The sequence below is a fragment of the Williamsia sp. Y721 genome, from assembly GCF_059683565.1.
The window spans coordinates 1,221,835-1,236,815 of record NZ_JCASNH010000002.1 but is presented as its reverse complement, the minus strand read 5'-3'; the positions used below and the strand labels follow the sequence as shown (position 1 = coordinate 1,236,815).

Annotated in this window: 12 protein-coding genes; 6 read left to right on the top strand and 6 right to left on the bottom strand. The window is 63.1% G+C overall.

The window, feature by feature from the left end; all coding sequences use genetic code 11:
• Positions 1–7 precede the first annotated feature (7 nt).
• The 4 genes from AC56PL_RS14460 to AC56PL_RS14445 form a co-directional block, all read right to left on the bottom strand.
• Positions 8–469, bottom strand: a complete 462-nt coding sequence (locus tag AC56PL_RS14460) for a VOC family protein (protein ID WP_495514358.1) — start codon at positions 467–469, stop codon at positions 8–10.
• Between the two features lie 19 nt (positions 470–488).
• Positions 489–899: a helix-turn-helix domain-containing protein gene (locus AC56PL_RS14455; protein WP_495514357.1), complete on the bottom strand. Its 411-nt coding sequence runs from the start codon at positions 897–899 to the stop codon at positions 489–491.
• A 38-nt stretch (positions 900–937) separates the two neighbouring features.
• On the bottom strand, positions 938–2,515 hold the full coding sequence (locus tag AC56PL_RS14450; protein WP_497154249.1) for an HNH endonuclease signature motif containing protein: 1,578 nt from the start codon (positions 2,513–2,515) through the stop codon (positions 938–940).
• Between the two features lie 77 nt (positions 2,516–2,592).
• On the bottom strand, positions 2,593–3,366 hold the full coding sequence (locus AC56PL_RS14445) for a TSUP family transporter (protein ID WP_497154248.1): 774 nt from the start codon (positions 3,364–3,366) through the stop codon (positions 2,593–2,595).
• 102 nt (positions 3,367–3,468) lie between these two features.
• Here AC56PL_RS14445 and AC56PL_RS14440 point away from each other — a divergent pair, with 102 nt between their 5' ends.
• A complete protein-coding gene (locus tag AC56PL_RS14440) occupies positions 3,469–4,731 on the top strand; it encodes an acyltransferase (protein ID WP_497154247.1) in 1,263 nt (420 codons plus the stop codon).
• Here AC56PL_RS14440 and AC56PL_RS14435 read toward each other — a convergent pair.
• Positions 4,673–5,278, bottom strand: coding sequence for an ElyC/SanA/YdcF family protein (locus AC56PL_RS14435; protein WP_495514353.1), 606 nt, complete (start codon positions 5,276–5,278; stop codon positions 4,673–4,675). The genes AC56PL_RS14440 and AC56PL_RS14435 overlap by 59 nt on opposite strands.
• Positions 5,279–5,473: 195 nt before the next feature.
• On the opposite strand from AC56PL_RS14435, the gene AC56PL_RS14430 reads away from it, so the two are divergent.
• Together AC56PL_RS14430 and AC56PL_RS14425 are read left to right on the top strand one after the other, a co-directional pair.
• Positions 5,474–8,812, top strand: a complete 3,339-nt coding sequence (locus AC56PL_RS14430; RefSeq protein ID WP_497154246.1) for a (Fe-S)-binding protein — start codon at positions 5,474–5,476, stop codon at positions 8,810–8,812.
• 234 nt (positions 8,813–9,046) lie between these two features.
• Positions 9,047–10,300 (top strand): aminotransferase class I/II-fold pyridoxal phosphate-dependent enzyme, encoded by a 1,254-nt coding sequence (locus AC56PL_RS14425; protein WP_495514351.1) that lies wholly within the window; start codon positions 9,047–9,049, stop codon positions 10,298–10,300.
• Here AC56PL_RS14425 and AC56PL_RS14420 read toward each other — a convergent pair.
• On the bottom strand, positions 10,288–10,509 hold the full coding sequence (locus AC56PL_RS14420) for a hypothetical protein (protein ID WP_497154245.1): 222 nt from the start codon (positions 10,507–10,509) through the stop codon (positions 10,288–10,290). The two genes, AC56PL_RS14425 and AC56PL_RS14420, sit on opposite strands and share 13 nt — an antisense overlap.
• Positions 10,510–11,144: 635 nt before the next feature.
• Between AC56PL_RS14420 and AC56PL_RS14415 the strand changes: the two genes are divergently transcribed.
• Genes AC56PL_RS14415 through AC56PL_RS14405 form a run of 3 tightly spaced genes read left to right on the top strand, consistent with a single transcriptional unit; the run spans position 11,145 to position 14,952 of the window.
• Positions 11,145–12,938 carry an SDR family oxidoreductase gene (locus AC56PL_RS14415; RefSeq protein ID WP_497154244.1) on the top strand — a complete coding sequence of 598 codons (1,794 nt, stop codon included), beginning with the start codon at positions 11,145–11,147 and terminating at the stop codon, positions 12,936–12,938.
• A 23-nt stretch (positions 12,939–12,961) separates the two neighbouring features.
• A complete protein-coding gene (locus AC56PL_RS14410; protein ID WP_495514349.1) occupies positions 12,962–13,837 on the top strand; it encodes a metal-dependent hydrolase in 876 nt (291 codons plus the stop codon).
• Positions 13,834–14,952, top strand: a complete 1,119-nt coding sequence (locus AC56PL_RS14405; RefSeq protein ID WP_497154243.1) for a PDR/VanB family oxidoreductase — start codon at positions 13,834–13,836, stop codon at positions 14,950–14,952. The genes AC56PL_RS14410 and AC56PL_RS14405 overlap by 4 nt, the downstream gene beginning before the upstream one ends.
• Positions 14,953–14,981: the final 29 nt, after the last annotated feature.

The window sequence follows — 14,981 nt, the reverse complement described above, 5'->3', positions numbered from 1 at the left end:
TGCACGACTACCTGTCCGCACCCCATTTTGCGATGTCTTCATCGGTGATCTCGACCGGCCCGGTGGCCGGTTGGGTGATGCGGATGTGGTTGCCGAAGGGATCTCGCAGCGCACAGTCGATTCCGTACGGCTGGTCCGTCGGCTCTTCGGTGAACTCCACACCCTTGGCCAGCAGTTCTTTGTAGGTCTTGTGACAGTCGTCGGTGGTCAGAGTGGCGGCCATCCCGAGCGCCCCTTTGGTCAGGACGTCACGAACCTGCGCAGCCACGTCTTCGGTCATCGAAGGCGGTGCAGGAACCTCGAGGAGGATATGCCGGCCGGGGTCGGACGGCAGTGCGATGGTGAGCCACCGCATGAAGCCCATGTCGACGTCGTCCGCGACTTCGAAGCCGAGCTTGCCGACGTAGAAGTCAAGCGCTTCATCCTGATTGAGAACCATGACCGAGTGGATTCCGATTTTGTTGAACATAGGCAAACAGTAGAGCCCGTCAGCGTGGTGGCGCTTCTCCGAAACTGCTCGGTTTCGACCAGGCCTTCACAAAGCACACCGGCACACGCAACGGTTGTGCGCGAGCGCGGAATTCGCTGGGTGAGCTACCCGTGATGGTTCGGAAGGTCCGGCTAAACGTGCCGAGGCTCTCGAACCCGACTTTGCGCGCGACGTCCGTCACCGATGCATCCGGACCACGTAGCAGCGCCATCGCACGCTCGATCCGTCGCCGTTGCAGGTGCCGGTGGGGTGTTTCACCAAACGTCGCCCGAAAGGTGCGGATGAAATGGGCAGGCGACATATACGCAATGGCGGCCAGCTTTTTGATATCCAACTCGTTCGCGTACTCGCGATCCATCGTGTCTCGGGCGCGCAGCAGGCGCCTATTCTGATCTTCCACAGGGCTCATTGCCACACCAGAAGCCTAATGGTCCGTTCACCCGCAGGTCAGGCGGCGCTGTATTTGACGCGGCGCCAGCAGAAGTCGACAGCGAACACCTGTGCCTCTACGGTTTTCTCCTCGAACACTGCTCGAGCACGCTCGATGAACCACTCGGCGTCGGCGTCGCTGTTCGGGTTCCACATCTCCGGGTTGGTGAAGTACTTGTCCGGGAAGTGAGTGTTGTTGGGCTGCGGCAAATCCAGGCTTCCGCGTTGGCGCCAGCCGATCCGGCCCTGCCAACCCGGCGGACCGGTATCAGCGTTGATGATCTCGGTGATCCATCCTGTTTCACCATCATGAACCTGCCCATGATCGGAATCGCACACCAACGTCAACACAGTGATGTCGGTCCACCCACCTTTGGACCATTCCCGCGTGTGATGGACCGCAACCTCAGTCGCGGGAGCATCACAACCCGGCCGCGAACAACCCCGCTCAGCGGCAATCAACGCCATCCGCTGATCAGCAGTCGCCAACCGTTGTTCACGACCTAGGTATAGCGGACGGTGCTTGTCGTCGAGCAACGCCAGAAACTTACGATTCACCCCGGCCAACCGGATGGCATCACGCACCGGCATCACCCCGCCCGAGGCGGTGGTCGCAACCCCGGTTTCCTTTTCGAGCTGATCCAGAGTCATGGTCACGATCACCCGCGCAGGCAAACCCCGGTGCCGACCCAGAGTTCCTTGCCCGACAGCCAACTCCAGCAACCGTTTGAATGCATCATGATTGCGCTGCCCCGGCGCGCGATTGTCACGTTTGGCTGCAGCCTGCACCGTGGCCCTATCGGCTTTATCGGCTGGTCCGGACGGCGATTCGGGATCGTTCGGGTTGTTCATCCCCGCCGCAGCCCACTTCGCGGCCACCACATCCCACAACGCCTTGGTCACCGGATCCAGGGTGCCGGCGATGGCGGCCATCTTGTCCGCACCCTGCTTGGACACCGACAACTCCCGTTTCTGCTGCCGATCCAGGTCATCAAAATCATCGAAATCACCATCCGGATCCAGATGATCACGCAAATACAGCCCGACCTTCTTCAGTTCGTCAGGATCCATCGTCCGAGCGGCCTCGGCCATCAATTGCTCCCCCTCGGACCACTTCTCGAGGTCGCCGCGAATCGACCCCGGCAGACTGCGCAAGGTGTCGTGAATGACGGTGTAATGCGCCACCCCGATCGCACCATCACGCAACGCCAACCACGTATGCGGGTACACCGGAGCGATCACCTCACCCGACGGGGTATGCCACTGGCCCACGCGTTCAGCCCTTTTCGATCGGGCACTCGCCTGGGTCGCCGAAATGCGCAAATGATGGCGCAAAAACTTGTTGTGTTTGAAACCCTGCTTCGCGGCGACCGAGCGTTCTCGGAGCTCGACCGCCACCCGTACTTTGACGGCTTCATCACGGCGACTCTGGGCTTCGATCACTTGGGCGAGTTCGACAGCCTCCTTGTCCGACAAGTTCGCCAACGAAATATCAACAAGCCTGCGGGACAACACTTCACGGACAGCAACGATCTCCTCCGCATCAAGAGCCATACCCTCGATACGGTCGATCAGATCTGCCACCCCCGCGGTCATGAAACAGTTCTATCAGCACCCACCGACAAGTCCTTGGCCGTCCCGACCGCCGTGCACTCAAGGCCCAGTCGACAGCGTCAGGCCCATTGATCCCACGCGAGTTTGATCGACATCACGACCACCACTGACAGGAGCGCTATCCGGATCACACCGGTGCCGCGGTTGAGCACTGTCCGCGACCCGAGGATGGACCCACCGACGTTGGCAACGGCGAGCATCAAACCGAGTGCCCACCAAATGTTTCCACCGATCGCAAAGACCACCAGCGCACCGAGGTTGGTGGCCGTGTTGGCGATCTTGGCCAGCGCCGCACTCTCGATGAAGTTGCGCGACAACAACGCGGTGAGCGCGATGATGAGGAACATGCCGGTCCCGGGACCGAAAATACCGTCGTAGTATCCGATCACGGCGAACGTGATGCATCCACCGATCATCTGCTTGCCGGTCAGCGGCGGACTCTGGCCACTGTTACTCCCGAACGACGGCCGGACCGCGACAAAGATCCCCACCGCCAGCATCAGCACGATCACCAACGGCCGGATCACGTCGGCCGAGATCGCTGCCGCCGACAGCGCACCGGCAGCAGAAGAGACAAAAGCGATCGGTACCGACACCAGCGCCAGCTTGCGAGGAACCGTGACCGCTCTCGAATAGTTGAATGCGGCCACACTCGTCCCCGCGATCGCCGCGAGCTTGTTGGTTCCCAGCGCCGTCGCCGGCACCGCACCCGGAAAGGCGATCAGCATCGCTGGGATGAGGATCAGCCCGCCACCGCCGATGACAGCGTCGATCCAGCCCGCCACCCCCGCCGCCGCGAGCAACAACACCAGGACGTCCCAGTCCGGAATCATCGCGACCACCTGTCATGCATCAATGCACCGTAGATTGCACGTCAATGTGATCCGAATCTCCCGTCTAGCAAGTGAACAGTTGGTTACGGCATGCTGTACGCGATGCTTTCCCCGAACTCCGCGACCGCCTCGGTCGCCACGACCGTCACCGAGACGGCTCGCCAGCGGACTCGGCCTGCCTATCTGCACCATGTCGACCTGATCCGCGCGGCCACATTTTCCCTGGTCATCTTCGTGCACTGCCTCACCGCGACCACGGATGAGTTCAACAGCATGCCGGTGAACTCGACGACCCTGCTGCTGCATTTCACCCGGAACACGTTCTTTGCACTGACCGGATTCGTGTTGATGTATCAGAATTTCGATCGGGCTGATTTCCGGACGGTCGACTTCTGGCGCCGCCGGATCAAGCTCGTCATCATCCCGTATCTCATCTGGTCATTCATCTATTGGGTGATCGAGGACATGTGGGACCACGGCCGCCTCAGTGAGGTTCCGGGAAGCCTTGACGAGTTCTGGGATCTGCTCAAGTGGGGCCTGTCGGGCTTCCACATGTACTTCCTGTTCGTGATGCTGCAGGTGTACCTGCTGTTCCCGCTGGTTCTGTGGATTGTCCGCGCGACCAGGAACCACCACGCGGCGCTGCTCGCGGCCAGTTTTGCGGTCCAGGTCGCAGTGGTCTCGATCATCACGTACTGGCAGCCACCGGCCGACTGGGCCGGCGTCTGGTGGCACTACTACGCCACATTCGTTCCGTACCAGTTCTTCATCTTCCTGGGCTCCGTCGCGGCGGTACATCGCGAGCGAATCCGGCTCTGGCTGCGGGGCAAGGGCTCGTTGCTGTTCGCGGCACTGCTGCTCACCGCGGCTTTCGCGCTCATCACCTTCTGGCGACGGGTCTGGGGCCTTGGCCAGATCCCCATGTACGCCAGTGCCGCCTTCCAGCCCACGCTGCTGCTCTTCCTGGTTGCGGCCATCGCCTGCCTTTACGCGCTGGGCCAGCACTGGACCGACACGTACCGCGTGCACACACCCGTTTTCGACCGTGTGGTCAAGTACGCGTCGAACCGGTCGTTCAGCGTGTTCCTGTGCCACGCCATCCTCATCTTCGCGATCCTGCACCCGCAGAAGAACGGGCAACCGTGGATCAACACCCTCGGTTCCCCCTGGGCGCCGGTCCTGATGTACATCGGCACGATCGCGGGCTCGTTGCTGCTGGTGGAGATCCTGCGCCGCCTCCCCGGTTCGTCCTACCTGACCGGACGCCCACGTCTTCCGATGCCTGGTCAAGGCACCAGCACACCGCCTATGTCGTCAGGCCGGTCAACAACGCTCGCGGCCGCGCCAGAAACGTCTCGCGAATGACGTTTCGGGCCACGGTCCACACCGCGCAATCGCAGTCGGCGTAGACCCCACGGGCATCGACCCCGACGTCACGACACAGCGCGATCGCACGACCGAGGTGGAAGTCCTGCGTCACGATGAGAACGTCGTCGAAGCCGAAGATGTCCCGGGCCCGACGACAGCTGGCCGCGGTGTCGAAGCCTTCCGGGTCGTCGACGATCGCGGTGGCCGGGACACCTCGTTCTTCGAGGTAAGCCCGCATCACGGCCGGCTCGTTCCCGGCCTCGGGCCGCCCGTTGCCCGAGTTGAGGATGCGCTCCACCCGGCCCGCTCGATATAACTGAAGCGCGGTATCGAGGCGGCCGCGCACATACGAGCCCGGCCCCTGATCGTCTACCTTCGATCCCAGCACCAGGGCAATCGGTGCCGACGGTGCCTCACGGGCCGTGAACTCGCGGTCGAACGCCATCACGTAAATCCACGTGGCAGCCACTGCGATGACAAACTGGACAGAGACCGCGATCACACCGATCAACGCAAGGATTCTGACGCGATTTATGGCAGACATCACAATGAACCTTACCGATTAGTAACTTAGGTCTACCTGCGCAATAGTGCTGTGAAGCGAAGCCTTAACGTACCTATCGGAGAACACTGCGTGCACTCTGCGCTGTGTACTGCCATCCCGGTGAACGCCCGCCTTCTGTTTCGAAGTAGCTGCAACGGAAGTCGGGGAGTTCGGTAAGAGAAAGGTCGAGACGCCGTGAATGCCACGACGATCACCCTCGGAACCATCGGGGCGCTTCTGAGCCTCGTGTGTTGGGCCCTATTCCTCCGTGGAGTCGGCCGCATCTTCCGAACAATCATGAAGGGTCAGCCGGCGCCAGATCGCTGGCGCCCATTCATCCCGCGCTTCAAGACGATGATGATCGAGTTCATCGCCCACACCCGGATGAACAAATTCCGAACCGTCGGCTGGGCGCACTGGCTGGTGATGATCGGCTTCCTCCTCGGCGCGCTGCTGTGGTTCGAGGCCTACGGACAGACGTTCGATCCGAAATTCCACTGGCCGATCTTCGGTGACACCTTCGCCTGGCATCTGCTGGACGAGATCCTGGGCCTGGGCACCGTGATCGGCATCGTCACGTTGATGGCGATCCGCCAGATCAATCACCCCCGCGTACCCGAGCGTCTCTCCCGGTTCGGCGGCTCCAACTTCAACGCCGCGTACTTCGTCGAGATCGTTGTGCTCCTCGAAGGCCTTGGCATGATCTTCGTGAAGGCCGGCAAGATCGCCACCTACGGCCACGCCAATGCCGGCTCGGACTTCTTCACCATGCAGGTGGCCAAGCTCCTGCCCGCGAGTGCGGTCATGGTCTCGATCTTCGCGCTGATCAAGCTGATGAGCGGCATGATCTGGCTGGCGGCCGTCGGCCGCAACATCACCTGGGGTGTGGCGTGGCACCGCTTCGCTGCGTTCTTCAACATCTACTTCAAGCGTGAGGACGACGGCGGCGTCGCCCTGGGTGCGGTCAAGCCGATGATGTCGGGCGGCAAGGTCCTCGACATGGAGACCGCCGACCCCGACGTCGACGCGTTCGGTGCCGGCAAGATCGAGGACTTCTCCTGGAAGGGCTGGCTCGACTTCACCACGTGTACCGAGTGCGGTCGCTGCCAGAGCCAGTGCCCGGCCTGGAACACCGGAAAGCCGTTGTCACCCAAGTTGCTCATCATGTCGCTGCGTGACCACGGGAACGCGAAAGCGCCGTACCTGCTGGCCGGCGGCAAGAAAGATCTCGGCGGCGACGAGATAGGCCTGGTCGACGCCGATGGAAACGTCTTGCAGGACAAGCTCGACGCCATTCCGGCTGCGGCGCGTGCCGAGGCCGAGCGCAAGCTCGTCGGTGAGAGTGAAGGCGCCACCGGTGCCGTCATCGACACCGAGACCCTGTGGAGCTGCACGCAGTGTGGCGCCTGCGTGGAACAGTGCCCGGTCGACATCGAGCACGTCGACCACATCATCGACATGCGTCGCTACCAGGTGCTGATCGAGTCGGACTTCCCGACCGAGCTCGCCGGACTGTTCAAGAACCTCGAGAACAAGGGCAACCCCTGGGGCCAGAACTCCAAGGACCGCACCAAGTGGATCGACGAGATGGACATCGAGATCCCGGTGTTCGGGCAGGACGTCGAGAGCTTCGAAGGCTTCGAGTACCTGTTCTGGGTCGGCTGTGCCGGCGCCTATGAGGACCGCGCCAAGAAGACCACCAAGGCCGTCGCCGAACTGCTCGACATCGCAGCCGTCGACTTCCTGGTCCTTGGCGAGGGCGAGACCTGTACCGGCGACTCCGCTCGCCGCGCGGGCAACGAGTTCCTGTTCCAGATGCTGGCGCAGCAGAACATCGAGATGCTCGGAGAGCTCTTCGCGACCGCTCCGCAGCAGAAGAAGAAGATCGTCGTCACCTGTGCGCACTGCTTCAACGCACTGGGCAACGAGTACCCGCAGGTGGGTGGCAAGTACGAGGTCGTGCACCACACGCAGCTGCTGAACCGGCTGGTCCGCGACAAGCGACTGATCCCGGTCGCCGAGGTCAACGAGGACATCACCTACCACGACCCCTGCTTCCTGGGCCGGCACAACAAGGTCTACGACGCTCCCCGCGAGCTGATGGCCGCTTCGGGCGCCACTCTCAAGGAGATGCCTCGCCACGGCGAGCGGTCGATGTGCTGTGGCGCCGGTGGCGCCCGCATGTGGATGGAAGAGAGCATCGGCAAGCGCATCAACATCGACCGGGTCGACGAGGCCCTGGGCACCAACCCCAAAAAGGTTGCCACCGGTTGCCCGTTCTGCAAGGTGATGTTGACCGACGGTGTCACCGCACAGACAGCAGGAACCGAGAACGAGGGCAAGGTCGAGGTTGTCGACGTCGCTCAGTTGATCCTGGAGTCCGTCAAGCGCGGCGCTCCCGAGATCAAGCGGGGTGGACGGTTCCTCGGAGCCGCGTCGCTCGGCCTCTCTGCTCCGACGATCGAGCCCGAAGTCAAGAAGGCACCTGAGCCTGCCAAGGTCGCAGCGCCCGCAGCTGCAGCCACCGCCTCGGTCGACACCATCGAGAAGCCGGCCGAGAAGCCGAAGGTCGGCGGCGGCCTGGGTATCGGCGGCGGCGCAAAGAAGCCCGGCGGCGGAGCACCCAAACCAGGTGGAGGCGCCCCCAAGCCCGGCGCAGCCAAGAAGCCAGGTGGACTCGGTATCGGCGGCGGCGCGAAGAAGCCCGGCGGCGGAGCTCCCAAACCAGGTGGGGCAAAGCCTGCGGCGGCAGCACCCGCGGAAGCCGCAACCGAAGCACCGGCAACCGAGACCGCTACAACCGAAACCGCGGCACCCGCGGCCAAGGGTCTGTCCATCGGCGGCGGCGCCAAGCGACCGGGAGCACCCCGGCCCGGTGGCGCAGCCAAGAAGCCCGGCGCAGCCAAGCCTGCAGCAGCCGAGCCCGCAGCAGCAGAACCTGCTGAAGCACCGGCAGCCGAGGCAACTCCTGAAGAGGCCAAGCCGGCAGCCGCACCAGTGAAGGGTCTGGCCATCGGCGGCGGCGCAAAGCGTCCGGGAGCACCGCGACCCGGCGGCGCAGCCAAGAAGCCCGGCGCAGCCAAGCCCGCAGCGGCAGCACCGGCCGCGGAATCGGCTCCCGCCGAAGCCGCACCGGAAGAAGTTGCATCGGAAGAAGTTGCAACCGAAGCCGTGACCGAGGCTCCGAACGAGCCCACGGTTCCGGTCAAGGGTCTGGCCATCGGCGGCAAGGCCAAGCGTCCGGGCGCCAAACGGCCCGGAGCGCCGAAGCCTGCCGCAGTACCGGTTGCCGAGCCGGAGACGGTCGCAACGGAGGCAGCCGAGCCCGAGACGACCGAGCCCGAGACAACGGAGCCCGAGGCAACTCCGGCTGAGGCAACTCCGGCCGAGCCCGCTCAGGCCGAGGCAACTCAAGAAGTGTCGACGGAGACCCCATCGACAAACGGTGAGGCGCGGACGCTCAGCGAATCCGGCCCGGCAAAGGCCAAGGGCTTCGGCATCGCGGCAGGCAAGAAGAGGCCGGGTAAGAGCTGACCTACCCGGGTCAAAAATTAGAGAAACTTCACACTGAACGCGGTCGCGGCCGCCGGTCTTGGCGAAATACAACGCCAAGTCGGCGGCCGCTGCCGTTTTCGATGCAACGCGACGGCGTCCAATCCCCGTTACAGCTGCAATTTTTGGGGGTTACCGGACAAAAATGGGGCGATTTCGAGGGCAATACCCCTCGCAGCCTGAAACCCACTTGCCCGGTACTGGCACCATAAGGACGTGAGCAGACCACACGTTTCGCATGTTTACCGCGACCTGAAACCACTCGAACAATCGGCAAAGCTTCGCAATGTCGCCTACGAGATCCGCGGACCCGTCACCGCCCACGCGGCCCGCCTCGAGGCGGAGGGTCATCGGATCCTCAAATTGAACATCGGCAATCCTGCCCAGTTCGGCTTCGAGGCCCCTGACGTCATCATGCGCGACATGATCCACGCTCTCCCCTACTCGCAGGGCTACAGCGACTCGCTGGGCGTCCTGTCGGCCCGCAGGGCCGTGGTGACGCGATACGAGCTCCTACCCGACTTCCCCTACTTCGACGTCGACGACGTGATCCTGGGCAACGGCGTGTCCGAGCTGATCACCATGACCATGCAGGCGCTGCTCGATGACGGCGACGAAGTCCTGATCCCCTCGCCGGACTATCCGCTGTGGACCGCGATGACAGCGTTGTCCGGCGGCAAGGCCGTGCACTACGCGTGCGACGAGGACAACGGCTGGAACCCGAATATCGCCGACATCGAAGCGAAGATCACCCCGCGCACCAAGGCACTGCTGGTGATCAACCCGAACAACCCCACGGGCGCGGTCTACTCGCGCGAGGTCCTCACCGAGATCGTCGAGTTGGCGCGCAAGCATTCCTTGCTGATCCTCGCCGACGAGATCTACGACAAGATCCTCTACGACGAGGCCAAACACATCAATATCGCCTCGCTCGCGCCGGACCTGCTCTGCCTCACCTTCAACGGGCTGTCCAAGGCGTACCGCGTCTGCGGTTACCGCGCCGGCTGGGTCGCCATCACCGGGCCCAAAGATCACGCCAAGGGTTTCGTCGACGGCATGAAGATGCTCGCATCGACTCGCCTGTGTGCAAATGTGCCCGGCCAGCACGCAATTCAGGTGGCGCTCGGCGGCTACCAGAGCATCGATGCCCTCGTCCTTCCCGGCGGACGCCTACTCGAACAGCGCAACATCACCTGGGAGAAGCTCAACGAGATCCCCGGTATCAGCTGTGTGAAGCCGATGGGCGCGCTGTACGCCTTCCCCAGGATCGATCCCGAGGTGCACGAGATCCACGACGACGAGAAGTTCGTCACGGACCTACTCCTGCGCGAGAAGATCCTGGTTGTCCAGGGAACGGGCTTCAACTGGCCCAGACCGGACCACTTCCGGGTCGTCACGCTGCCCTGGTCCCGCGATCTCTCCGACGCCATCGACCGCCTCGGCAACTTCCTGGCGAGCTACAAGCAGTAGTCGGTGATCGAGTCTGCAGTTGTGAAGGCATCGGCCGAGAAGAGTCCTTCACAACTGCAGACCCGATGCCTCATATAAGGTCTGGCGGACCTCGTCCAGTGATGTTCACCGTCGTACTCGACCGCGACCTTCCACTTACGCCGGCCCATGTCGAGACGGATGTATGCGCGGCCGCGCTCATCGACGATCTCGATCTGAGTCTCGGGCATCGGTAGCCCAAACCTGATGAGCAGCAATCTAGTTCGGGTCTCGGGCGGCGACTCCGCTCCACCGTCGACCAGCGCCAGCACTTCATGCAACTGGCGCAGTCCGCGAGCGCCACGATGCGACCATCCACCTGGCAGACCTCGTCGTCGAACAGTCGGTCCTCAGAAACGATGATCCCGGAAACAGCGCGCCGCGCAGGGCGATCGAGGTCCACCGGGTGCCTTCGTCGACCCACTTGACCATGAAGCGCAGCAGCCGCGAACCCGGCCACAGTGACCGGCAAACCGGACCACACCACAGCTGCTTCGGTGCGCACGCGCAAGCTGATCGCGCGACCGCGCCGTACGTACACCCCGCGATAGACCGCCACGAAATCTTTGCGGAGCTCATGCGTGGTCAGAAGCCCGCGCGCAACAGCGTTCCTGCCCGAGAATGGCACATCCAGCTCCCCCATGATCTTTGGACGCCGACTCGGCCCACGGGCCTCCCGACGATTTGAGTCCGCAGTTGTGAAGGCATCGGCCGAGAAGATCTCTTCACAACTGCAGTTTCGACGAGATGCCCAGGTCAGGCTCCTTGATTTATATGTGACTGCTGGTAACGTCTAATGCATCACGGCGAACTCAAAGGGGAGTTGATGACCGCTATCGATAGCGAAGGGTCCGCACCACCGGTCGTATGGCGCCGACGGACGGTTGTCCGCGACGGGGTCCGACTGGCGGTTTTCGAGTTGGGGGAACCCGCGGCTGACCGTCCCACCGTTGTCCTGGTGCACGGATGGCCTGACACTCACCTCCTCTGGACATTGGTCGCGGCAGACCTGGAATCGCGCTATCACGTGGTTGCCTACGACACCCGCGGTTACGGCGAGAGCGACCGGCCGCAGGGCGATGCACCGTACCGGCTGCCTGAACTCGCTGCCGATCTGTTCGCGGTCATCGACGCGGTGAGCCCGGATCGTCCCGTTCATGTGGTTGCCCACGACTGGGGTTCGGTACAGACCTGGGAGGCCGTCACCACGCCCGATGCCGAAACGCACATCGCGTCGTTCGTCTCGGTGTCCGGCCCCAATCTCGACCACCTGGGTCTGTGGACCCGCGAACGCCTGAGCCGACCCACGCCGAAGTCGTTGGGCCAGGCCCTGTCTCAGGCCGTCTCCTCTGCCTACACGGTGGTCTTCCAGTTGCCTGTGGTACCGAATGTCCTGTTCGGCATCGGCTTACACGCTCCGGTCTGGCATCGATTCCTCACCGAAATCGAGGGGACCGACCCCAAGAACATGACCCTGGCGCCCACATTCCGCGCCGACGCAGTGTCTGGCCTGCGCTACTACCGCGCCAACATCCGCCATCGGATCACCAACCCCGACCCACGCAGCACCAGGGTTCCCGTCTTCGAGGTGGTCAACACCCGCGATGTGGCTCTGCGCAGCGCGATCTTCACCAATACGTACAAGTTCACAGATCGACTGTGGCGCAAAGACACTCCTACCGGACACTGGCTGCCCTACACCAACCCCGGATACCTGGCCGACATCGCAACCCAGTTCATCGAGTCGATACGAGGAGACGATATGTCACCGACCATCGCGCGTGCCCGCCAGAACGGTGAGCATCGATCGCTGAACGGCAAACTCGCAGTGATCACCGGAGCCGGCAGCGGCATCGGACGCGAGACCGCCTACCTGCTCTCCGAGAACGGGGCCGAAGTGGTGCTGGCCGACATTGATCTCGATGCTGCCAAAGAGACCGCCGCGGAGATCACCGCCACCGGCGGCACCGCACATGCCTACGCACTCGACGTGGCCGATACGAGCGCGTTCACCGAGTTCGGTGAGCAGATCGCCAAAACACACGGTGTCGCGGACGTGATGGTCAACAACGCCGGAATCGGTTTGGCCGGGCACGTTCTCGACGCCACCGACGAACAGATCCGGCGCCTCGTCGACATCAACCTGATGGGTGTCATCACCGGCAGCCGGGTGTTCGGCCGCAAGATGGTCGAACGCGGCCTCGGCGGGCACATCGTGAACCTCGCTTCGGCCGCCGCGTTCATGCCGCAGCAAGGTCTGGGCGGCTATGCCGCCACCAAGTCCGGCGTCTTGATGTTCTCCGAATCGCTGCGTGCCGAGCTGGCCGAGCACCGCATCGGCGTATCGGCGATCTGTCCCGGCATCGTCGACACCAACATCGTTGCCGCCACCGAGTTCGCCGGTGTCACCGAAGATGCCGAAAGGCGGTTGCAGGACAAGATGAGTGGACGTTACAAACGCCGCGGCTTCACCCCTGATCGGGTGGCCACCGCGATCCTCCGGGCCATCACCGACAACAAGGCTGTGGTTCCGGTGACCATCGAAGCAAAGATCGGTTACCGCATCTACCGCTTTGTTCCCGCCCTGTCGCGCCGGATGGCCCGCACCAAACTCTTTTAGCGCCAGCACTTCGGGAGGACCAGATGTACAACTTCGATCCGGGACCAGTCGAACTCCACGCCCGCAATGTCGAGTTCGATTGGAAAGACACACCTCTGCACTGGATTCCGGACCACCCGGTCCCCTCCAATGTGGTCAGCATGCTCAACCTGTTGCTCCCCGAGGGGGAACGCTGGTTCGTCCAGACGTACAACGAGGCCGTGCCGCTGGTGAAGGACGAAGAACTCGCAGCGGCCATGCGCGGATTCATCGGCCAAGAGGCGATGCACGCCGAAACCCACGACCGCGTGCTGTGGGAGTTCATGGAAGCGCGCGGCTTCGATCCAACACCCTTCCAAAGGCAGATGGAATGGGTGTTCCGCAAGGTACTCGGGCCATCGCAGCATCCGGATGCCGAAGTGCGGCACAAACATCTGGTGGAGCGCCTCTGGTTGATCGCGGCCATCGAGCACTACACGGCCATCCTGGGCGATTTCTCCCTCAACAACACCTGGACCGAGTACAACGCCGACCCGGCGATGGCGGATCTGTTCCGTTGGCACGGCGCCGAAGAGGTGGAACACCGCGAGGTCGCCCACGACGTGGCCACATACTTCGGTGACAGCTATCTCAAGCGCGGCCGGGCAATGCTTGCCGTACTACCTGCTCTGTTGTTCGTGATCCATCGCGGCACCCGATTCCTGTCCGTCAATGATCCGACCGGCAAGATCGGCTACCGAAAGACGATGCTCGGATACTTCCGGGGAGCCCGCAAGGGACTGCTACCCACGGTGCGATCGATCGTCTTCGCCACCTTCACCTACTTCAAACCGTCGTTCCGGCCGACCCAGGTCGGATCCACAGCGCAGGCCGTCGCCTATCTAGCGTCGTCGCCGGCAGCAAGGGCTGCGCACAAGTGAATCAGCGTCGCCTCGAGCACACCACCACGATGACCGCCGCGCCCCCACATCTGCGGGGCCGGTATCAGCACGATCCCGCGATGCGGGTTGCCAGCGCCATCGGCAAGGTCTGGTTTCCGTTGTGGGGCAGGTTCACTCACCTGAACATTCCCGATCAGACCGGTCGCGTCACCTCGCTCGAAGTCGTCGGTCGCGAGGTGGTCGCGCATGACAACAATGTGGTCGCGTTGACCATGGCCGCACCCGATGGCGGTGAACTGACGCCCTGGTATGCCGGGGCACATCTGGACCTGTTGTTGCCGTCTGGCCGAATGCGGGAGTACTCGCTGTGTGGAGACCCGGCCGACCGCCACCGGTATCGCATCGCGGTCCGGCGGATCCCGGAGGGCGGTGGCGGATCGATCGAGGTCCACGACACCCTCGGTGTGGGATCCTCGGTCCGGATCAAGGGTCCGCGCAACGCATTTCCGCTTGCCGCACCTGGCCATGGCTCACCGGCCAAGAAACTGCGATTCGTCGCAGGCGGTATCGGGATCACACCGATTCTGCCCATGCTCGGCGCGGCGCAACGTCTCGGACTGGATTGGTCGATGGTCTACACCGGCCGCAGTGCCGATTCGCTACCGTTCCTCGCAGAACTCGCCGACTACGGCGACAAGGTCACGATCCGCACCGACGACCGGCACGGACTACCCAGCGCCGCAGACCTGTTGGGGCCGATCCCGGCCGGGACCGCCGTGTACTGCTGCGGCCCACCACCGATGCTCAACTCGATCCGCAAGGAATTACTCGGACGTGGCGACGTAGAACTCCACTTCGAGCGGTTCAGTCCGCCACCGGTGGACAATGGGAGGCCGTTCACGGTCAGTCTCAACTCGATTGAACAGCAGATCCCGGTCAGCGCAACAGAATCCGCCCTGGCCGCGATCCGTCGCGAGCTGCCATCCGTTCCCTATTCATGCCAGCAGGGCTTCTGCGGAACCTGCAAGGTCCGGGTACTCGCGGGCGAGGTGGATCACCGCGACAACATCCTCACCGAACCCGAACGTGAAGCCGGCGTGATGCTCACCTGCGTATCCCGCGCCGCAGGCGACCATCTCCGCCTCGACCTCTAGACTTCAACCATCCAGCCCAGGAGGCTCTC

Coding starts and splice junctions, on each gene's coding strand:
- AC56PL_RS14415 (WP_497154244.1), top strand. CDS start 11,145: ATGACCGCTATCGATAGCGAAGGGTCCGCACCACCGGTCGTATGGCGC.
- AC56PL_RS14450 (WP_497154249.1), bottom strand. CDS start 2,515: ATGACCGCGGGGGTGGCAGATCTGATCGACCGTATCGAGGGTATGGCT.
- AC56PL_RS14420 (WP_497154245.1), bottom strand. CDS start 10,509: ATGCCCGAGACTCAGATCGAGATCGTCGATGAGCGCGGCCGCGCATAC.
- AC56PL_RS14460 (WP_495514358.1), bottom strand. CDS start 469: ATGTTCAACAAAATCGGAATCCACTCGGTCATGGTTCTCAATCAGGAT.
- AC56PL_RS14440 (WP_497154247.1), top strand. CDS start 3,469: ATGCTTTCCCCGAACTCCGCGACCGCCTCGGTCGCCACGACCGTCACC.
- AC56PL_RS14435 (WP_495514353.1), bottom strand. CDS start 5,278: ATGTCTGCCATAAATCGCGTCAGAATCCTTGCGTTGATCGGTGTGATC.
- AC56PL_RS14455 (WP_495514357.1), bottom strand. CDS start 899: ATGAGCCCTGTGGAAGATCAGAATAGGCGCCTGCTGCGCGCCCGAGAC.
- AC56PL_RS14410 (WP_495514349.1), top strand. CDS start 12,962: ATGTACAACTTCGATCCGGGACCAGTCGAACTCCACGCCCGCAATGTC.
- AC56PL_RS14445 (WP_497154248.1), bottom strand. CDS start 3,366: ATGATTCCGGACTGGGACGTCCTGGTGTTGTTGCTCGCGGCGGCGGGG.